This is a genomic window from Haloimpatiens lingqiaonensis (genome assembly GCF_901447495.1).
GTDB classification, from domain to species: Bacteria; Bacillota; Clostridia; order Clostridiales; family Clostridiaceae; genus Haloimpatiens; species Haloimpatiens lingqiaonensis.
In genome coordinates, this window is the sequence record NZ_CABDWS010000031.1 from 1 (window position 1) to 21,661 (window position 21,661).

Annotated in this window: 16 protein-coding genes; all 16 read left to right on the forward strand. The window is 32.7% G+C overall.

Annotation, left to right across the window (positions count from 1 at the left end):
- Nucleotides 1-479 precede the first annotated feature (479 nt).
- The 16 genes from FGK85_RS07800 (at nucleotide 480) to acsC (ending at nucleotide 21,590) form a co-directional block, all read left to right on the forward strand.
- Entirely contained in the window at nucleotides 480-2,435 is a 1,956-nt protein-coding gene (locus FGK85_RS07800; protein ID WP_138205354.1) for an OPT family oligopeptide transporter, read from the forward strand.
- Between the two features lie 93 nt (nucleotides 2,436-2,528).
- Nucleotides 2,529-2,936, forward strand: coding sequence for a PqqD family peptide modification chaperone (locus FGK85_RS07805; protein WP_138205356.1), 408 nt, complete (start codon nucleotides 2,529-2,531; stop codon nucleotides 2,934-2,936).
- Nucleotides 2,937-2,955: 19 nt separating this feature from the next.
- Nucleotides 2,956-4,347: a dipeptidase PepV gene (pepV, locus tag FGK85_RS07810; RefSeq protein ID WP_138205358.1), complete on the forward strand. Its 1,392-nt coding sequence runs from the start codon at nucleotides 2,956-2,958 to the stop codon at nucleotides 4,345-4,347.
- Nucleotides 4,348-4,529: 182 nt separating this feature from the next.
- Nucleotides 4,530-6,509: an ATP-dependent zinc metalloprotease FtsH gene (gene ftsH, locus FGK85_RS07815; protein WP_138205360.1), complete on the forward strand. Its 1,980-nt coding sequence runs from the start codon at nucleotides 4,530-4,532 to the stop codon at nucleotides 6,507-6,509.
- A gap of 99 nt (nucleotides 6,510-6,608) precedes the next feature.
- Nucleotides 6,609-8,732: a HelD family protein gene (locus FGK85_RS07820; protein ID WP_138205362.1), complete on the forward strand. Its 2,124-nt coding sequence runs from the start codon at nucleotides 6,609-6,611 to the stop codon at nucleotides 8,730-8,732.
- Between the two features lie 467 nt (nucleotides 8,733-9,199).
- Nucleotides 9,200-11,092 (forward strand): anaerobic carbon-monoxide dehydrogenase catalytic subunit, encoded by a 1,893-nt coding sequence (cooS, locus tag FGK85_RS07825; protein ID WP_138205364.1) that lies wholly within the window; start codon nucleotides 9,200-9,202, stop codon nucleotides 11,090-11,092.
- Between the two features lie 114 nt (nucleotides 11,093-11,206).
- On the forward strand, nucleotides 11,207-11,977 hold the full coding sequence (locus FGK85_RS07830) for an ATP-binding protein (RefSeq protein ID WP_171011365.1): 771 nt from the start codon (nucleotides 11,207-11,209) through the stop codon (nucleotides 11,975-11,977).
- 3 nt (nucleotides 11,978-11,980) lie between these two features.
- Nucleotides 11,981-13,660 (forward strand): formate--tetrahydrofolate ligase, encoded by a 1,680-nt coding sequence (locus FGK85_RS07835; protein ID WP_138205368.1) that lies wholly within the window; start codon nucleotides 11,981-11,983, stop codon nucleotides 13,658-13,660.
- A 21-nt stretch (nucleotides 13,661-13,681) separates the two neighbouring features.
- Nucleotides 13,682-14,314 carry a cyclodeaminase/cyclohydrolase family protein gene (locus tag FGK85_RS07840; RefSeq protein ID WP_138205370.1) on the forward strand — a complete coding sequence of 211 codons (633 nt, stop codon included), beginning with the start codon at nucleotides 13,682-13,684 and terminating at the stop codon, nucleotides 14,312-14,314.
- Between the two features lie 102 nt (nucleotides 14,315-14,416).
- Nucleotides 14,417-15,271 carry a bifunctional 5,10-methylenetetrahydrofolate dehydrogenase/5,10-methenyltetrahydrofolate cyclohydrolase gene (locus tag FGK85_RS07845; RefSeq protein ID WP_138205372.1) on the forward strand — a complete coding sequence of 285 codons (855 nt, stop codon included), beginning with the start codon at nucleotides 14,417-14,419 and terminating at the stop codon, nucleotides 15,269-15,271.
- A 45-nt stretch (nucleotides 15,272-15,316) separates the two neighbouring features.
- Nucleotides 15,317-15,967: a methylenetetrahydrofolate reductase C-terminal domain-containing protein gene (locus FGK85_RS07850; protein ID WP_138205374.1), complete on the forward strand. Its 651-nt coding sequence runs from the start codon at nucleotides 15,317-15,319 to the stop codon at nucleotides 15,965-15,967.
- A gap of 19 nt (nucleotides 15,968-15,986) precedes the next feature.
- Nucleotides 15,987-16,862 carry a methylenetetrahydrofolate reductase gene (locus tag FGK85_RS07855; protein ID WP_138205376.1) on the forward strand — a complete coding sequence of 292 codons (876 nt, stop codon included), beginning with the start codon at nucleotides 15,987-15,989 and terminating at the stop codon, nucleotides 16,860-16,862.
- 102 nt (nucleotides 16,863-16,964) lie between these two features.
- Entirely contained in the window at nucleotides 16,965-18,338 is a 1,374-nt protein-coding gene (gene lpdA, locus FGK85_RS07860; protein ID WP_138205379.1) for a dihydrolipoyl dehydrogenase, read from the forward strand.
- A gap of 47 nt (nucleotides 18,339-18,385) precedes the next feature.
- Nucleotides 18,386-19,159: an ATP-binding protein gene (locus tag FGK85_RS07865; RefSeq protein WP_138205381.1), complete on the forward strand. Its 774-nt coding sequence runs from the start codon at nucleotides 18,386-18,388 to the stop codon at nucleotides 19,157-19,159.
- A 20-nt stretch (nucleotides 19,160-19,179) separates the two neighbouring features.
- On the forward strand, nucleotides 19,180-20,124 hold the full coding sequence (gene acsD, locus FGK85_RS07870) for an acetyl-CoA decarbonylase/synthase complex subunit delta (protein WP_138205383.1): 945 nt from the start codon (nucleotides 19,180-19,182) through the stop codon (nucleotides 20,122-20,124).
- 119 nt (nucleotides 20,125-20,243) lie between these two features.
- Complete coding sequence (acsC, locus tag FGK85_RS07875; RefSeq protein WP_138205385.1) at nucleotides 20,244-21,590, forward strand: acetyl-CoA decarbonylase/synthase complex subunit gamma; 1,347 nt, start codon at nucleotides 20,244-20,246, stop codon at nucleotides 21,588-21,590.
- The last annotated feature ends 71 nt before the right edge of the window (nucleotides 21,591-21,661 follow it).

Here is a 21,661-nt window from a genome sequence, read left to right on the forward strand (position 1 = left end):
GGGGAGCCCCTTATTTAAAAATTTGAAAGAGAATTTTACAAAACTCTTACAAAATATGAATAACTTCCATTATATTTTACTATTAATTTTTAGAAATGTCAAAAAATTATGCAATAGTCTGTATATTCAACCAACTGCTTTTGAGTTGCTATATCTTTAAGCAAAGAGTAAATATTATTCTAAAATTTTTTATTTTTTAAAAATTTTAATTATAATAAATTATATACAAAAATAATTAATAATAAAAAGACAAAAAAAGAAAAATGTTTTAAAATCAAAGAAAAAAACAAAAAAAATGACGAAACAAGTTAAAGGATTGCTAATTTCTAATAAAATCGACCTATTTCGAGTTTAATTTTTTTAAAATTTTATGTTATTATTAGATAGCTTAAGAACTATAAATTTTAAGAATATTTTAAAATTATAATTAGTTCTAAAAGTGTTGAATATATAATTTGGTTAATAAGGAGGGTAAAAAAATGGAACAAAAGAGGAAACTTTCTCATACTGCTTATGGTGGAATAAAAGGAGAAGATTATATTCCTTTTGTACCTACTAGTGAAGCGATGCCAGAGACGACTTTAGTGTCTATAGCAATAGGGTGTATATTTGCAATAATTTTTGCAGCAGCAAATGTTTACCTAGGCTTACAGGTTGGACTTACAATAGCAGCAGGAATTCCAGCATCCATTTTAGGTGCAGGGATGCTGAAAATAATTTTTAAAAGAAACAATATTTTAGAAGCAAATATGATACAGTCCATAGCATCTATGGGAGAATCTATAGCAGGCGGTATTATATTTACACTTCCAGCAATTATAATGTGGGGAATGAAACTAAGCCTTACAACTATAGTTATATGTACATCTTTAGGAGGACTTTTAGGCATACTATTTGTAGTTCCTTTTAGAAAATACTTAATAGTGGAGCAACACGGCGAGTTGGTATTCCCAGAAGGAATGGCTGCATCAGAAGTTCTTGTTACAGGAATGGAAGGCGGATCAGGATTTAAGACAGTTATGACAGGGTTACTAGGTGGAGGAATATATAAATTTTTCTCCAGTGGGTTAGCTTTATGGAAAGAAGCACCAGAATGGACTATAGCACCTATGCAAAACACAATATTTGGGTTTAATGCTATGGCATCAATAGCTGGTGTTGGATATATTGTTGGTATAGAAGTAGCTTTATATATGTTTGGTGGAGCTTTAGTGGCTTGGTTAGGACTTATACCTTTAATAAAATACGTAGGAGCAGGGCTAGCAGTACCATTATTTCCATCAACAGAATTAATTGCCAATATGGATGCTTGGGCAATATGGAGCAAATATATTAGATATATAGGAGCTGGTGCTGTTGCAGCAGGTGGATTTATAAGCCTTGGAAGATCTTTGCCTACTATAATAAGATCTTTTAAAACCGCAATGGCAGGAGTAGGTGGCTCAAAGGAAGGAAATGCAAATCTTAAGAGAACTGATATAGATACACCAATGTCTTGGGTACTAGGTGGAGCGGTGTTAGTATTCTTATTATGCTGGTTGTTACCAGGATTAAGATTAGGAGCTATTGGTTCAATACTTGTAGTGTTATTCTCATTCTTCTTTGCAGTAGTATCAGCTAGAATGGCTGGTATAATAGGGGTTTCAAATAATCCAGTATCAGGTATGACTATCGCCACGTTATTATTTGTAACAGCTGTATTAAAGGCTACTGGATATACTGGAAATGCAGGAATGCTTGTGGCTATTACTGCAGGAGCTATAGTTTGTATAGGAATAGCGGTTGCAGGTGGAGCAGCGCAAAGTTTAAAAACAACTTATATAATAGGTGGAACTCCAAAGAAAGTTGAATGGGGTATGTATATAGGTCTTGTTGTAGCATCAGTGGCAGCAGGTGGAGTGCTTTTAATGTTAAATGCTACTTATGGCATGGGAACAAAAGCAATACCAGCACCACAGGCTATGCTTATGTCAATGGTTGTTAAGGGAGTTATGACAGCACAACTTCCATGGGCTCTAGTATTTGTTGGAGCTATAATAGGAATATTCTGTGCATTAGCAGGACTTCCAATACTTCCAGTAGCACTAGGCCTATACCTTCCAATACACTTAAGTGCAGCAGTATTATTTGGTGGAATAATAAGAACACTTGTAGATAAAAAATTCCAAAACAACGAGGCGCAGAAAAAATTACAAACAGAAAGAGGAATACTTCTTTCCTCAGGACTTGTGGCAGGAGATGCCCTTATGGGTATAGTTGTAGCTATATTAACAGCTATAAAAATAGGTGGAGACACTGTAGCAGCTAAAATTATGATAGGGCCAAAACTTATACCTGCTCTGGCAGGAAGTTCATGGACAGCATTAGTTACATTCTTAATACTAGGATTGTGGATATACAGATTCTCATCTAAAGTAGAGGAAGTTGCTAAATAATATTAAAATCTAGATAAAAGAGCTATGGACTATAATGCATAATATGTATGGTCCATATGCTCTTTAAATTTATAATCACAAGAGAGGGAATATATGGTTAATAAAAATAATAATATTAAAGAAGATAAAAATTTTGATGATAATTTTTTGCTATACATTCCAATAAAAAAACATAAATACTGGGAAAAAAGAAATGGAAATGTATATTTAATATTTTATCATGAAAAGGCTATTGAGAAATTTTTAAGATGGCTTGTTAAAAAGCCGGCAGTTAGTGATATTAAGCTTGATAAATTAGGAACTGCTGTATGGGAATCTATGGATGGAAAGAATAATATATATGATATAGGTAATATATTATTAAATGTTCCAGAAATACAAAAGGAATATAAAAATTTAAACAAGGATAATTATAAGGAAACTTGTCATCCTATTTATGAAAGGCTTATAATGTATATGAGATATTTAAATAAAAAAGGATGGATTTCCTTTAAAAAATAAAAATATAGGGGGGAACACCGTGGAAATCAATAAAAGAATTGACCAGATGAAAGATGAATTAATAGAATCAACACAAGAACTACTTAAGATTAAAAGTGTTGAGGGAGAAGCTAAAGAAGGAATGCCCTTTGGAGAAGGCCCAGCAAAGGCTTTAGAATGTGCACTTAAAATAAGTGAAAAATTAGGTTTTAAAACAGTTAACTTAGATAATTATGTAGGATATGCTGAATACGGCGAAGGTGAAGATTATGTAGCTGTACTAGGGCACTTAGATGTGGTTCCAGAGGGAGATGGATGGATATATCCTCCATATTCAGCTGAAATACATGATGGAAAAATATATGCAAGGGGAACTTTAGATGACAAAGGACCTATAATGGCAGCACTTTATGGACTAAAAGCTATAAAGGATGCAGGATTAAAATTAAACAAAAGAGTAAGAGTAATTTATGGAACAAACGAAGAAACAGGAAGCAAAGAAGTAGAGCATTATTTAGAAAGAGAAAAGGCCCCAGTAGCAGGATTTACTCCTGATGCTCAGTATCCAATAATTAATGGGGAAAAAGGAATAACTATATTCAACATAGTTAAAGACTTAAATAACAAGTCTAAAGGTGATATAGTTTTAAAGAGTATTAAAGGTGGAAATGCGGCTAATATGGTTCCAGATAAATGTAATGCTGAAATTATAGCTAAGGATACAGAAGCTATAGTTAAGTCTGTAGAGGAATTTGCTAAAAAAACAGGATACCAAATGAGTACAGAAGTTAATGAAAATAACGTAGTGATTAAATCTGTAGGTATGTCAGCTCATGGAAGTTTACCACACCTAGGAAAGAATGCTATAATGCAATTATTTGCATTTCTTTCAACATTAGAACTTGAAAAATGTGATGCAATAGATTTTGTAAGATTTATGAACCAAAATGTTGGTATGGAAACTCATGGAGAATCTTTTGGAGTGTGTCTTGAAGATGAAGCTTCAGGAAAACTTTCATTTAATGTGGGAGTTGTAGATATAACAGAAGATAAAGCTGTTATGACTTTAAACTTAAGATATCCAGTTACTAATAAATTAGATGACATGATGAAGCCATTTAATGCTAAAATAGAAGGCACTGGAATTAAAGTTGAAAACTTTAAGCATCAAGAACCACTTTACTTTGATCCAAATCATTCTTTAGTAAAATCATTACAAAAGGTTTATGCTGAACAAACTGGTGAGGAAGCTAAGCTTATATCAATAGGTGGCGGTACTTATGCAAAGGAAATGCCTAATATAGTTGCATTTGGACCAATATTCCCTGGAAAGCCAGATCTTGATCACCAACCAAATGAATATATAGAAATAGAAGATTTAATTTTAAACGCTAAGATATATGGTCATGCTATATATGAATTAGCAAAATAATACTAAAATAATTAAAGGGTCTATTCATTATGAATAGACTCTTATTTTATTTATATATAAAGTTTGTTTAAAAAATATTAAAAAAAACTAAATATATAATACATAATATTAGTTGAAAATACTATGGGTAAAAGGTAGAATAGTTTTAGACCGTTTTTTAGGGAAAGTGTGAGGAGGCAAATATGATAGATAAAAAGAAGAAATATATAATTGGATATATAATTGCAGCTATATTGCTTATAACTATCGGAAATTATTTCTTGGAGTCTTTAAGAGTTCAGGAGGTAGGCTACGATAAACTATTAAAGTTAGCCAATGAAAATAAAATCCAAAGTGTAAGAATTAAGTCAGATAGGATAATGGTTGTTCCTAAAAAGGATAGTGGTATAAATAAGGAAGTGCTTTATACTGGAAGAATAACTAATTCTTCTTTAGAAAATAAATTTTTAGATACCATTGAAAAAAATAAAGTGACATATTTAAGTCCAATTCAAAATAATAGCTTTGTAATAGATTTTTTATTGTGGTGGGTTGGCCCATTGCTCTTTGTATTTATAATGGGAAAAATGCTTTTTGGAAAACTGGACAAAAAAATGGGCAATGGTGTTATGTCCTTTGGTAAGAATAATGCTAAAATATATGGAGAAGATGAAACAGGAGTTAATTTTTCAGATGTAGCAGGAGAAGATGAGGCTAAGGAATCCCTTATAGAAATAGTGGATTTTCTTCACAACACTGAAAAGTATACAAAAATAGGTGCCAAACTTCCTAAGGGAGCTTTATTAGTAGGGCCTCCAGGTACAGGAAAGACTTTGCTTGCTAAGGCAGTGGCTGGTGAAGCTAAGGTTCCTTTCTTTTCTATGTCTGGCTCAGAATTTGTAGAAATGTTTGTTGGTATGGGGGCTGCTAGAGTTAGAGATTTATTCAAGCAAGCAGAAGAAAAAGCTCCATGTATAATTTTTATAGATGAGATAGATGCTATAGGAAAAAGTAGAGATAATTCCATGTCTACTAATGACGAGAGAGAACAAACATTAAATCAGCTATTAACTGAAATGGATGGTTTTGATTCATCTAAAGGAGTTGTAATATTAGGGGCTACCAATAGACCTGAGATACTTGACAAAGCTCTTTTAAGACCAGGAAGATTTGACAGAAGAGTTATTGTGGATAGACCAGACTTAAGAGGAAGAGAAGCTATTTTAAAAGTTCATACTAAGGATGTAAAAATATCTACAGAAGTAGATTTAAATGAAATAGCTAAATCTACTCCAGGAGCTGTAGGAGCAGACCTTGCTAATATGGTTAATGAGGCAGCTCTTTTAGCGGTGAAAAATGGAAGAGAAGAAGTTATTCAGGAAGATTTACAAGAGGCTGTGGAAATAATAATAGCTGGAAAAGAAAAGAAAGATAGAATCTTGTCGGATAAAGAAAAGAAAGCGGTGGCTTTCCATGAGGTTGGTCATGCATTAGTGGCGGCACTTTTAAAAAATGCAGATCCAGTGCACAAGATAACCATAGTTCCAAGAACTATGGGAGCTTTAGGATATACTATGCAGCTTCCAGAGGAAGAAAAATATTTAGTTTCAAAAGAAGAAATGTATGATGAAATAACGGTGCTTTTAGCAGGTAGATCCGCAGAGGAAATTCAGTTTAATATGGTGTCAACAGGGGCATCTAATGATATAGAAAAAGCTACTCAAGCAGCAAGAAATATGATAACTATATATGGTATGAGTGAAAAATTCGACATGATGGGATTAGAGTCTCCAAGCAATAGATATTTAGATGGAAAGCCTGTTCAAAATTGTAGCCAAGAAACCTCAACTCTTATAGATGAGGAAACTTTAAAAATAATAAAGGAAAGCCATGAAAGGGCTAAGAAACTTCTTCTTGAAAATAAAGAACTTCTAGAAAAAATAGCAGAAGTACTCCTAGAAAAGGAAACTTTAATGGGAGATGAATTCATGAGAATAGTTAATGAATATAAGGGAATAAAGGATGATGAAGAGGTAATTACCAATGAAGATAAAAGTGAAGAAAAAGTTGAAGAAAATCTAAATGTAAAAGGAAATTTAGATGAATTATTAGAAGAAGATGCAGTAGAAAAAGAAAAAGTTATAGAGGGAAACAAAACAGAAAAAGTAGAAGAAATGAAATAAGAATCAAATAAGAAAAAATATAAAACATTATAATAAACATAAAAATGCGACTTAAGATTATTTGTCGCATTTTTATTCTATAAAAAGGGAGAGGATAATATGGAGAAGGAAGAAAATAAGATGAGTAAAGAAATTGATTTGCATATAGAAAAGCAGCATTTGGATTATGTCATTAAATCCATAAAAGAAGAAATATTAAATTATATAAATAAAAGAAATAAAATAACAGAGAATTTATTAGATTATAGAAAAAAGGTTATAGAAGAATATAAAGATGATGAAGATAAAATGATAGAATATTTTGATCATGAAAGATTTGTCCAAGAAGAGACTTATAAAACTATAGATAAAAAACTAAAGGAAATGGCTATTTTACAAACTTCTCCATATTTCGGTAGAGTAGATTTTTTAGATAAGGAATTTGATGAAGAGGATAAAATATATGTAGGTAGATTTGGATTCACTAGGGAAGAGGATTATGAACCAGTGGTAGTGGATTGGAGAGCTCCTATAGCTTCATTGTTTTATGCGGGTAAGTTAGGAGAAACGGATTACTCAGCACCTTCTGGAAAAGTTCCTGTGGATATACTTAATAAAAGGCAATATGTAATAAAACATGAAAATTTAGTTGGTATGTTTGATTCTTCTATAGATATAAAAGATGAGATACTTCAAATGGTTTTAAGTAAAAATGCAGAAGAAAAATTAAAAGATATAATAATGACTATACAAAAGGAGCAGGATGAAATAATAAGGGAATCTAAAGATAAAACTGTAGTGGTAGACGGGGTAGCAGGCAGTGGAAAAACTACTATAGCCCTTCATAGAGTTGCCTATTTACTTTATAACTATAGAAAATCTTTGCAAGACAAAGTTGTGATATTTGGACCTAATAATGTGTTTATGGAGTATATATCTATGGTACTTCCTAGTCTTGGAGAAACTGGAGTTAAACAAACTACCTTTACAGACTTCGCTTGTACATTGTTAGGTATAAATAGATTAATGGATTTAGGAACTTATATGGAAAATATAATTGGCGGAGATGTGGAATTTATAAATGAAGTTAAGTATAAGACATCTTTAGAGTATAAGGAAAAAATGGACTCAGTAATAGATGAAATGAATCGAGATTTGTTTAAAATAAAAGATGTTAAATTAGCGGGACAAATAGTATTGAAGGAAAAAGAAATAAAGAATTTATTTTATGAATACTACAATTATATGCCTTTATTTAGAAGAAGTAAAAAGATTAAGAGGATAATTTTTTCAAAAATAAGAGATGTAAGAGATGAATTAGTAAGAGAAATAAATTTAGAATATAAAAAGGCCATAGAGAAATTAAGCAAAGAGGAATTAGAGTTAGAAGGAAGCTTTTTAGAACTTAAGAGAAAGATAAGGATAAGAGAGATTGTTAAAGAAGTAATTATAACAAAAAAATCTTTAAAGTGGTTAAATTCAAGAGATTGCATAGATATATATAATGATATTAATGGTAATAAGGAGTTAACTATAGATGATTTAGCTCCGATACTTTATTTAAAAATAAAGTTAGACGGTTTTAAGTATAATGAAGAAGTTAAACATGTAGTTATAGATGAGGCTCAAGACTATAGTTATCTACAATTTATTGTTATAAAAGAACTATTAAATCCAATATCTATGACTGTAGTTGGTGATGGCAATCAAAGGTTAATACCTTTAGAAGGAAAAATCCCTATGAGCAGTATGAGTCAATTTATAAGTGGATTGGATGTTGAATATTTTAAACTGGAAAAAAGCTATAGATCTACTGCTAGAATTATGCGATATGCTAATAAATACTTAGGAGATAATAGTATTGTACCTATGGTTAGAGAAGGAAGACCAGTAGCTCAGGAAGAATATAAAAGTAGTGAGGAACTCAAGGAGTTAATTCTATCTAATATAGAAGAAATTAAGGAAAGAGAATGTGAAAGTATAGGTATTATATGTAAGGATTTATTTGATGCTAGAAAGGTATATAATTTGCTAAAAGATAAGATATATATTAAATTAATAGATGAAGAAGATAGTATATACAAAGGTGGGTTGGTAATAATACCATCCTATTATGCAAAGGGATTGGAATTTGATGGAATAATTTTAGTGGATAAAGACATGGATTCTGAACAAATGAATAAAATTAAATATGTAATGTCAACTAGAGCTTTGCATGAATTAGTAGTTTTAAAGGGAAAATAGATGATTATTTCAAAAGGGGACTGTATTATTGAATCATAAAAATTAGTACAGTTCTTTTTTTTAAGTGAAACACAATGAAAAAATATAAATAGATGTTGGATTATTTATACAAATGTTAAATAATAATCATTTTTAGTGTCAAAAAAGAATTTAAAAGTTTCAAAAAAATAATTCCAATGTAGAAAAAGATGATATTAAGTAGATTATTGATTAAGGGGCAAAATAGCTAGTAAGTTGTTGATATGGGTAGGGTTTAGAAAAAAGTTGCGTAAATATTTGAAGACGTTATATTGAATATTCTGAAAAAAGAAGGAAAAAACTCTAGTTAATTTGTTAAAAAAATATCTTTTTTGTGTTTCTTTTTTGTTGTAAAAATACTATAATTAAAATGTAAGAATAAAACTAATTTTCAGTTTAGTTTTTATGTGGTATTTTTAGAAAATATTTAAGAGAGTGGGGGTAAAACTGTGGAGGAGAAAATATTAAGTATTCAAACTGCACAAAATGAATTATTGGAAAAGGCTAAAAAGGATGGAGTAAAGACAGCTTGGGACAGAAAGGTTGACTTAAAGGCACCATGTGGATTTGGTGTAGCTGGAGTATGCTGTAGAATTTGTGCTATGGGACCTTGTAGAGTTAGCCCAGTACCAGGAAAGGGAGCTGACAGGGGAATATGTGGTGCTACAGCAGATGTTATAGTAGCAAGAAACTTTGCTAGAATGGTAGCTGGTGGAGCAGCAGCTCACTCAGATCACGGTAGAAGTATAGTTTTAACTCTTCTTAACGCAAGTAAAGATGGTGACTTTAAAGTAAAAGATGAAAAGAAATTAATGAAAGTTGCTAAAAGACTTGGTGTAGAAACAGAGGGAAGAGACATTTATGATATAGCTCATGACACAGCAAAAGCTGGATTGGAACAATTTAGTAAACAAATTGGAACATTGACATTGCCACCAACAGTTCCAGAAAAAAGAGCTGAAGTTTGGAATAAGCTAGGTGTAATGCCAAGAAATATAGATAGAGATATAGTATCTATAATGCACTCAACTCATATAGGATGCGCAGCAGATGCTGAAAGTTTAATAAAAATGTCAATGAGAGCTGCTATAGCAGATGGATGGGGCGGTTCTTACTTGGCAACAGAATTTAGTGACATTATGTTTGAAACTCCAAAGGAAATAGACACAGAAGCAAACCTTGGGGTATTACAAGGAAATTCAGTTAATGTAGTTCTTCATGGACACGAACCAACTCTTTCAGAAATGATAATTTTAGCATCAGAAGATCCAGAACTTATTGAATTAGCAAAAGCTCAAGGAGCTGATGGAATTAACCTTGTAGGTATGTGTTGTACAGCTAACGAAGCTACTATGAGACACGGGCTTAAATTAGCAGGAAACTTCCTACAACAAGAATTAGCAGTAGTTACTGGCGCTGTAGAAGCAGTAGTAGTTGACGTACAATGTATAATGCCAGCACTTGCACAACTATCTAAAAATTATCATACTAAATTCATAACAACATCTCCAAAAGCTGAAATCACAGGTTCAACTCATATTGAATTTGATGAAGAGCATGCATATGAATCAGCTAAAAAGATATTAAAAGAAGCTATAATGAACTTTAAAAATAGAGATAATTCTAAAGTATATATTCCAGATGTTAAGAGTAAAGCAGTGGTTGGATACAGTACAGAAAGTATAGTATCAGCTTTAGATAAAGTAACTAATTCAAACATAGGAGTAGCAGGTACAGTTAAACCATTAGCAGATTGTATTGTTTCAGGAGTTTTAAGAGGAGCAGCAGGAGTTGTTGGATGTAACAACCCTAAAACACCTCATGATAATGGTCATGTAGAAATTATTAAAAACTTAATTGCTAACGATGTAATAGTAGTTGCTACTGGTTGTGCAGCTCAAGCAGCAGCAAAAGCTGGATTATTACAAAAGGAAGCTAGAAACTATGCTGGTGCTGGACTTAAAAAGGTATGTGAACTTGTGGACATACCACCAGTATTACACATGGGTTCTTGTGTAGATATAAGCCGTATATTAGAACTTGTAGGAACTGTTGCAAACCACTTAGGAGTAGATATATCAGATTTACCAGTAGTAGGTGTTGCACCAGAGTGGATGTCTGAAAAAGCAGTTTCTATAGGAACTTACGTAGTATCATCAGGTATAGATACATGGCTTGGAGTAGTTCCTCCAGTAACTGGTGGACCAGAAGTTGTTGATATACTAACAAATAGGATGGAAGATATGGTAGGAGCTAAATTCTTTATAGAAACAGATCCTAAGAAGGCTTCTGAGCAAATGGTAGAAAGAATAGAAGAAAAACGTAAAAGAATAGGAATATAACAAGCAACATAAAAAAGTAAATCAAATCATACAGTAATTTTTTAGGCACCTACTTAGTAAAACTTAAAATAAAGTAGGTGCTTGACACAATAAAAGGGGGAATCAATTATGAAAATGAAGATAGCTATAACAGGCAAAGGTGGAGTGGGAAAAACAACTTTTTCTGCAATATTAAGCAGAATATATGCAGAGGAAGGATATAATGTTTTAGCAGTAGATGCAGATCCAGATCCAAATTTGGCATTGGCACTTGGTTTCCCAGAGGAAATTATAAAAGAAATAGTTCCTATATCAGAAATGAAGACTATGATATCAGAAAGAACTTCCTCTACTCCTGAAACTTTTGGTAAAATGTTTAAAATAAATCCTAAAGTTGATGACATACCAGAAAAATTCTGTAAAAAACATAATGGTGTTAAATTGCTAACCATGGGAACTGTAGATAAAGCAGGCATGGGATGTTTTTGTCCAGAAAATGTACTTTTGAAGAAATTAACATCACATTTAATACTTCAAAATAAAGATATAGTAATAATGGATATGGAAGCTGGTATAGAGCACTTAGGCAGAGGTACAGCTCAGGGAGTAGATTTATTCATTGTGGTTATAGAGCCGGGAATAAGAAGCATTAAAACCTATGAACATGTTAAGAATTTGGCAGAGCAGTTAGGAATAAATAGGGTTTTAGTTGTAGCTAATAAGGTCAGAAATGTGGATGATGAAAAGTATGTATTAGAACATGTAGGAGAAGAAAATTGTTTAGGATTTATACATTACAGGGAAAATGTAGGGGATTCTGACAGAGTTAATCATTCTCCTTACGATTCTAAAGAAACCGTTGGGGAGGTTAAAAAAATAAAAGAAAAATTGGAGAAGGGGGCATAAAAAATGGGTTTTAAATCCGATATAGAAATAGCACAGGAGGCTAAAATAACACACATTAAAGAAATAGCTGCAAAGCTAGGGTTAACAGAGGATGACATAGAGTACTATGGAAAGTACAAAGCAAAAGTAGATTATAATTTACTAAAGAGAGATAATGGAACAAAGCCAGGAAAACTTATATTGACAACAGCTATTAATCCAACTCCAGCTGGAGAAGGAAAAACAACTACAGCTATTGGGGTGGCTGATGCTTTATCAAAATTGGGGAAAAATACAGTTGTAGCACTAAGAGAACCATCACTAGGACCAGTATTTGGTGTTAAAGGTGGAGCAGCAGGTGGGGGATATGCACAAGTAGTTCCTATGGAAGATATAAATCTTCACTTTACAGGGGACTTACATGCTATGACAGCTGCAAACAACCTATTAGCAGCAATGATAGACAACCATATATATCAAGGAAATAAATTAAACATAGATCCAAGAAGAGTTACTTGGAGAAGATGTATAGATATGAACGACAGACAGTTAAGATTTGTTGTAGACGGTCTTGGTGGAAAAGCTAATGGCTCTCCAAGAGAAGACGGCTTTGATATAACAGTTGCATCTGAAATAATGGCTATATTCTGTCTAGCAAATAATATTACTGATTTAAAAGATAGACTTTCAAAAATAGTTATTGGTTACACCTATGCAGGAGAACCAGTTACAGCTGGACAATTAAATGCTCACGGAGCTATGGCAGCTCTATTGAAAGATGCTTTAAAACCAAATCTTGTACAAACATTAGAGGGAACACCAGCATTTGTACATGGTGGACCATTTGCTAATATAGCTCATGGATGTAACTCTGTAATAGCTACTAAGATGGCTATGCACTTTGGAGACTATGTAGTTACTGAAGCAGGTTTTGGTGCTGACCTTGGAGCGGAAAAATTCCTAGATATAAAATGTAGAATGGCTGGTTTGAAACCTGATGCAGTTGTAATAGTTGCTACAGTTAGAGCATTAAAATACAATGGTGGAGTTCCAAAAGCAGAACTTAATGAAGAAAACCTAGAAGCTTTAGAAAAAGGTTTACCAAACCTATTAAAGCATGTTGAAAATATAACTAAAATATATAAGTTACCAGCAGTGGTTGCTTTAAATAGATTCCCAACGGACACAGAAGCTGAGCTTAAACTAGTATCTGATAAGTGTAAGGAATTGGGAGTAAATGTTACTTTATCAGAAGTTTGGGCAAAAGGCGGAGAAGGTGGAATTGAAGTTGCTAAAGAAGTTTTAAGATTAATAGATGAAGCTGAAAATAACTTCACATATTCATATGAATTAGATCTTTCAATAAAAGAAAAGATAAAAGCTGTTGCACAAAAGGTATATGGAGCTGACGATGTGGATTTTACAGCAGGTGCGTCTAAACAAATAGCTGAATTAGAAAAGAACGGATTTAAAAATGTGCCAGTATGTATAGCTAAAACTCAATATTCATTAACAGATGATCAAACTAAATTAGGAAGACCAACAGGCTTCAAGATAACTGTAAGAGAAGTTACTATTTCAGCAGGAGCTGGATTTGCAGTAGCTGTTACAGGACAAATAATGAAGATGCCAGGACTTCCAAAGCTTCCAGCAGCGGAGAGAATAGATGTAAATGAAAATGGAGTAATAAGCGGATTGTTCTAAAATTTTTAGGAGGTAGGAGATATGAAATTAGCAGATAAGACTTGCGTAGATTTTGCAGAAGTGCTAGCTTCTAAAGAACCAGTACCAGGCGGTGGTGGTGCAGCAGCATTAGTTGGTGCCATAGGCACAGCATTAGGTAGTATGGTTTGTAATTTAACCATAGGAAAGAAGAAATATGCTCAGTATGAAGAAGAAGTTAAAGGCATATTAGAAGAAGCTGGAGAAATTCAAAAAGAACTCCTAAAAATGATAGATGATGATGCGGAAAACTTTCTTCCACTTTCTAAAGCTTATGGCATGAAGAAAGATACTGAGGAAGAAAGAAAATTAAAAGAGGAAACTCTAGAAAAAGCACTTAAACAAGCTTGTGAAGTTCCAGTTTCTATAGTTAAAAAATCATATGAAGCTATAAAGCTACATGAAAACTTAGTAAATAAGTGCTCAAAATTAGCTATAAGTGATGTTGGAGTAGGAGTACAATGTTTAAGAGCAGCTATCATAAGTGCGCAATTAAATGTGATAATTAACATAAATTCTATTAAAGATGAAAATTATGTATCTAGAGTTAAGGAAGAAACAGAAAAACTAGTAAAAGATGGAACAGAAATAGCAGACAAGGTTTATGAAGAAGTGGTAAAAGCACTTTCGAAATAGTATATTTACCTTTCTATGCCCTCATTATTTAATGGGGGCTATAGGAATGTATAAATGTAAAGTATTATTTATAATAGAATTTATTAAAGAGGAGGCTTTAAAATGGGACAAATTATTAAAGGTAAACCCGTGGCCGATGCAATTACAGAACAGTTAGCAAAGGATGTGGAAGAACTTAAGGGAAAAGGTATAACTCCCAAGCTTACTATAATGAGAATAGGAGAAAATCCTAGTGACCTTTCTTACGAAAGAGGAGCCTTAAAAAGATATGCAAAGGTTGGAATAGACACAGAAGTTAAAGCTTATCCAGAAAATATATCACAAGAAGAATTTATAGAAGAAATTAAAAAAGTAAATGAAGATAATAAAACTCACGGTATTTTAATTTTTAGACCGTTACCAAAGCAAATGGATGAAGATATAATTAAACACGTCATATCTCCAGAGAAAGATATGGATTGTTTCAGTCCAATAAATGTAGCAAAATTAATGAGTGGAGACAAAACAGGTTTTCCGCCATGCACACCAACTGCAGTTATAGAAATTCTAAAACACTACAATGTAGATATGAAGGGTAAAAATGCTGTAGTTATAGGAAGATCTATGGTAGTGGGAAAACCAGTATCAATGCTTTTACTAGATGAAAATGCTACAGTAACTATATGTCACTCTAGAACAAAGAATATGGCAGAAATAGCTTCTAAAGCTGATATATTAGTAGTTGGAGTAGGAAAAGCTAAAATGGTTACAAAGGATTATGTAGGTAAAGACGCTGTAGTTATTGATGTGGGTATCAATGTGGATGAAGAAGGAAAATTATGTGGAGATGTGGATACAGAGGATTGTTTAGAAAGAGCGTCATTAATAACACCAGTGCCAGCAGGAGTAGGTTCAGTTACCACTTCTATATTAGGAAAACATGTAATTAAGGCATGTAAAGCTCAAAATAATTTATAATATATAAAACATTATATTTACTAATATTTAAATGGGGGAAGAAATATGGTTATTTCAGAAAAGAAGCCTTTAGAAGAAATTCTTAAATACCTTGAAGGAAGTAAAAAAGTAGTACTTACAGGATGTTCTCTATGTGCTAGCTCTTGCCAAGTAGGTGGAGAAGAACAATTAGTAGAAATGAAAGCTAAGCTAGAGGAAAATGGAAAAGAAGTATTGGGATTTAAAGTTTTAGACCCATCTTGTAATTTTCTAAAAGCAAAAAAAGATTTGAAAGAACTAAAAGAAGCTATAAAGGAAGCAGATGCAGTTCTTTCATTAGCTTGTGGAGATGGAACACAAACTGTTGCTAAGCTTGTTAAAGTTCCAGTATATCCTGCCAACAATACAAAATTCATAGGAGAAGTTGAAAGAGTAGGTAAATTTGACGAAGCTTGCAGAGCTTGTGGAGAATGTCAATTGGGATGGACAGGCGGCATTTGCCCAGTAACTAAATGTGCTAAGGGTCTTTTAAACGGACCATGTGGTGGCGCAAGAGACGGAAAATGTGAAGTAGATCCAAATAATGATTGTGCTTGGATTCTTATATATGAAAAACTTAAAGACTTTGGTAAACTTGACAATTTAACAGAAATAAGAGAACCAAGAGATTATCAATTAGATATGCATCCATCAAAAGTGGATATAAGAAATAGATAAAAGCTAGAGGGGGATTATTATGAGTTTATTACAGCAGGCCTTTGAAAAAAAAGAGTTTGCAATAACAGCGGAGATGGCTCCTCCAAAGGGAACAGACCTTGCTCACTTAATAGAGTGTGCTAAGGCTATAAAAGGAAGAGCTCACGGAGTAAATGTTACTGACTTTCAAGCAGCTACAGTGAAGGCTACATCTTTAGCAACTTGTAAGATGCTTAAAGATGCAGGATTAGAGCCAGTATTACAAATAACAGGAAGAGATAGAAATAGAATTGCTATAGAAGGTGAACTTTTATCAGCAGGTATTTTTGGTATTGAAAACGTATTAGCTCTAACAGGAGACTATACAGTATTAGGAGACCACCCAGGTGCAAAGCCAGTATATGATTTGGATAGTGTAGATATACTTAAGGTTGCATCAACCATAAGCTCTGGTGTAGATATGATGGGCAACGAATTAAAAGGAACACCAAGTTTTTATCTAGGAGCTTGTGTATCTCCAAAATATGACCCGTTAGAATTACAAATATTAAAAATGAAAAAGAAAATTAGAGCAGGCGCAAAATTTTTCCAAACTCAAGCCGTTTATGATATAGATACTTTAAGAAACTTTAGAGAAATGACAAAGGATTTAAATACAAATGTAATGGTTGGAATTATACCACTAAAATCAGCAGGTATGGCAAAATATATGAATGCTAATGTAGCTGGTGTGTATGTACCAGATGAAATAATTGAAAGAATGAAAGGTGCAGAAAACAAAGTACAAGAAGGAATAAACATAGCTGCAGAATTCATAAAACAGGCTAAAGAAGAGGGATTATGTGAAGGAGTCCACATAATGGCTATCGGAGCAGAAGAAAATGTTCCAGTAATACTAGATAGAGCTGGACTTTAATTTATAAGAAAACCATAAAATCTATAAGGTAGATTAGTATTATTAAACAGGGGAATTTTAATTTGAAGTAAAACTATAAAATTAATGAGAGAGGCGATTGGGATGAAAATAGTAGTTATAGGCGGAGGCCCAGGAGGATATGTAGCAGCATTAAAGGCAGCTATGAAAGGGGCAGAAGTTACTGTAGTTGAAAAGGCACATGTAGGAGGAACTTGTTTAAATGTAGGATGTATTCCAACTAAGGCATTGATAGCTTGTTCAGAAACATTAGAAACTATAAAAAATGCTGATAAATATGGAATAAAAATAGAAGGCGAAGTAAAAGCAGATTTTAACGAAATTATAGCAAGAAAAAGAAAAGTTACAGACCAACTAGTAAAAGGTATAGAATTTCTTTTCGATGAAAAGGGAGTAAAGCTAGTTAGAGGTACTGGTAAAATAGTAGATAAAAATAATGTAGAAGTAGAAAAAAATGATGGAACAAAAGAGATAATCAAAGCAGATAAAATAATTATAGCTACAGGTTCCGTTCCAGTGGTTCCACCAATGTTTCCATACGACGGAAAAAGAGTTATAATAAGTGATGAAGTGCTAGAATTAGAAAAAGTTCCAGAATCAATGATAATTGTAGGTGGAGGCCCAATTGGTTGTGAAATTGGACAATTCTACAATGAGTTAGGAACAAAGGTACAAATAGTTGAAATGGTAGATCATTTAGTACCATTTGAAGATGAAGATGTAGCTAAAATACTTCAAAGATCATTTAAGCAAAGCAAAATTAAGTTCTTTGTTAAAGATGGTATATCTAAAGTAGATGTAAAAGAGGACAAGGTTGTAGCTACATTAGGTAGTGGAAAAGAATTGGAAGCTGAAATTATGTTAGTTTCAGTAGGTAGAAGACCATATACTCAAGGTTTAGGATTAGAAGAACTTGGAGTTAACATGGAAAGAGGAAGAATAGTAGTAAATGAAAAAATGGAAACAAGTATTGAAGGAATATATGCAATAGGTGATACAGTAAGTACACCAGCATTAGCTCACGTAGCTTCTAAAGAAGGAATGGTTGCAGTAGAGAATGCTTTAGGTGGAGACAAAAAAATGGATTACAGAGCTGTTCCAAGATGTGTATACACTAGCGTAGAAGTGGCTGGAGTAGGAGCAACAGAAAAAGCTCTTAAGGATCAAGGAATAGAATACAAAGTAGGAAAATTTGACTTCAGAGGACTTGGAAAAGCACAAGCTATGGGTAAATTCCAAGGTTTTGTAAAGGTTATAACTGACATGAACGACAAAATATTAGGTGCAGCAGTAATAGGGCCTAATGCCACAGATTTACTTACAGAACTTACATTAGCAGTACATTTAGGACTAACTACTGAGCAAGTGGGAGATGTAATACATCCACATCCAACATTGTCAGAAGCACTAATGGAAGCTGTTCATGATGTAAATAAAGAAAGTGTACACGCAGTTTAAAGCATAGGGTTTTTAAACCCTATGCACTAAATAAAGGAGGTTATACTATGGGATATAAAATAGCTGTAGCAGGTAAAGGCGGTACTGGAAAAACTACATTAACTGGATTATTAATGGATTATTTAGTGAAACAGGGAAAAGGCCCTATATTAGCAGTAGATGCAGATGCTAATGCTAATTTAAATGAAGTACTAGGTGTAGAAGTAGAAGAAACTTTAGGAACAATAAGAGAAGAAGTTAGCCAAATGTCACTTAAAGGTGATGGATTTCCAGGGGGAATGTTAAAAGCTGATTATTTAAAATACAGATTAAATACAGGATTAACTGAAGGTAATGGCTTTGATTTATTGGTAATGGGAAGATCACAAGGTGAAGGCTGTTATTGTTATGTAAACGGTGTTTTAAAAGCTCAGATAGATTCCTTAGCTAACAACTACGATTACATAGTTATTGACAATGAAGCCGGTATGGAACACTTAAGCAGAAAAGTTGTAGATGATATAGATTTATTATTCTTAGTAAGTGATTCTTCAAGAAGAGGAATACAAGCAGTAGGAAGAATAAATAAATTAGTAAAGGAATTAAAATTAAATGTTTCTAAAATATACCTTATTGTAAACAGGGCTCCACAAGAGGAACTAAATGATGGAATAAAAGAAGAAATAGCAAATCAAGAACTAAATTTAATAGGTGTTGTTCCAATGGATCCTATGGTATATGAATATGATTGTGCAGGAAAACCATTAGTTAAATTACCTGAAGATAGTATGTCAAAGAAAGCTTTAAAAGACATATTGTCCAAGGTTGGATTAAATAAGTAAAAACAAGGAGGCTACCAGTTATGTTCAAAAAAACAGTACAAAAATACTCAGGTAAAATCAACGAAGTTCAAATAGGAACAGGGGAAAAGGCAATAAAAATAGGGGGGCAAAATACACTTCCTTTTTACACTTTTGATGGAGATACAGGAAATACTCCTAAAATAGGAATGGAAATAATAGATATATATCCTGAAAACTGGATAGAAGCATTAAAAGAAATATACAAAGACGTATGTAATGATCCAGTTCAATGGGCAAAATTTGTAGAAGAAAAATATAATCCAGATTTTATATGTTTAAGATTAGCGGGAGCAGATCCAAGTGGAGCAGATAAATCCGTTGAAGAATGTACAAAAGTAGCTAAAGATGTGGCAGAAGCTATAAATGTTCCTCTAGCTGTAGCAGGTACAGGAAATCATGATAAAGATGCAAAATTATTTGAAAGCTTGGCAAAAGAATTAGATGGACATAATGTATTGTTATTATCAGCAGTAGAAGAAAACTATAAAACTGTAGCAGCAGCAGGCGCATTAGCTTATAGTCATAAGGTTGGAGCAGAATCTTCAGTTGATATTAACCTTGCAAAACAATTAAATATATTAATAAACCAATTAGGTGTTAAAACTGAAAATGTAGTATCAAACGTAGGATGTTCAGCAGCTGGTTATGGTTATGAATATGTTATATCAACTATGGATAGAATCAGACTTGCAGCGTTAGGACAAGATGATAAAACTCTACAAACTCCAATAATAACACCAGTTTCTTTTGAAACATGGAAAGTTAAAGAAGCTATAGAATCAGAAAAAGATTCTCCACAATGGGGTTCTCAAGAAGATAGAGGAATATCTTTAGAAATAGCTACTGCAACAGGCGTTTTATCATCAGGATCAGATGCTTTAGTATTAAGACATCCAAAATCACTAGAAACTTTAAGAACTTTAGTAGAGGGATTACTAGCATAATTTGTCGAAATACTTGATTTAATCTAAATTATTTGTAAATTTTGGCACGTTAGAATATAAGGTATAAATTCGGAAAATTTTTAGATATGTAAATTCAGATTGTTAGAGGAGGATAAAAAATGGCTTTAAAAGGATTAGATATATTTAAATTAACACCAAAAAAGAATTGTAAAGATTGTGGTTTCCCAACATGTTTAGCATTCTCAATGAAAGTTGCTGCAGGAGCAGTAGAAATAAGCAAATGTCCTCATATGGATGCATCTGCATTAGAAAAATTATCAGAGGCTACTGCACCACTTATGAAAACCATAACAGTTGGAAAAGGTGAAAGTGAATATAAATTAGGAGGAGAAACAGTTCTTTTCCGTCATAGCAAAACTTTTGTAAACAGAAACAGATTTGCTATCATGTTCTGTGATTGCATGTCTGATGAAGAAATAGATAGAAAAATAGCAAACATGAAAAATGTTGATTATGTAAGAATCGGCGAAGAAATGAAGGCTGAAATTGCTGCAATAAATTACAGCGGCAATAAAGATAGATATTTAGAAATAATAAACAAAATTAAAAACAGCGGATTAAAAGTGGCTTACATGTTAACTTGTGAAGATGTAGCTGTTATGAAAGAAGCTTTAGCACTAGTAAAAGATGAAAATCCTATAGTTTATGGTGCTAACAAAGACAACTATAAAGAGATGGTTGAATTAGTTAAAGCTGATAAGTTAGTTTTAGGAGTTAAAGCTCCATCAATAGAAGAATTATATGCATTAGTAGAAGAAATACACAAAGCAGGTCATAAAGAATTAATACTTGACCCAGGTTCTTCTTCAATTAAAGAAGCTTTCCAAAATACAGTTCAAATAAGAAGAATAAATTTAGATGGACAAGATAGAGTATTTGGTTATCCATCAGTAATATTTGCAAATAAACTTGCTAATAATGACAAGTTTATGGAAGTAGCTCTAGGCACATTATTTACCATGAAATATGGTTCAATCATAGTGTTAGATGATATGGATTATGCAAGAGGACTTTCACTATTTGCTCTAAGACAAAACATATTTACAGACCCACAAAGACCAATGAGAGTTGAGCCAAATGTTTATCCAATAAACAACCCAGATGACAATTCACCAGTAATGGTAACAGTTGACTTTGCTTTAACTTACTTCATAGTATCTGGAGAAGTTGAAAGATCAAAAGTTCCAGTATGGATGTTAATCCCTGATGCAGGTGGATATTCAGTTCTTACATCTTGGGCAGCAGGTAAGTTTACAGCATCAAGTATAGCTAAATTCGTAAAAGAAAGTGGAGTAGAAGAAAAGACTAAGTCAAGAAAACTTATAATTCCAGGTAAAGTTGCTGTACTTAAAGGTGATTTAGAAGAAAACCTACCAGGATGGGAAATTGTTGTTGGAACTAATGAAGCTCTACACATTCCAAAATTCTTAAAGGAATTTAAATAGGAAATATACTTCTTACATAGAGGGGAGCCCCCCTTTATGTAAGAGTTTAAAATAAAAAATTGAAAAGGGGA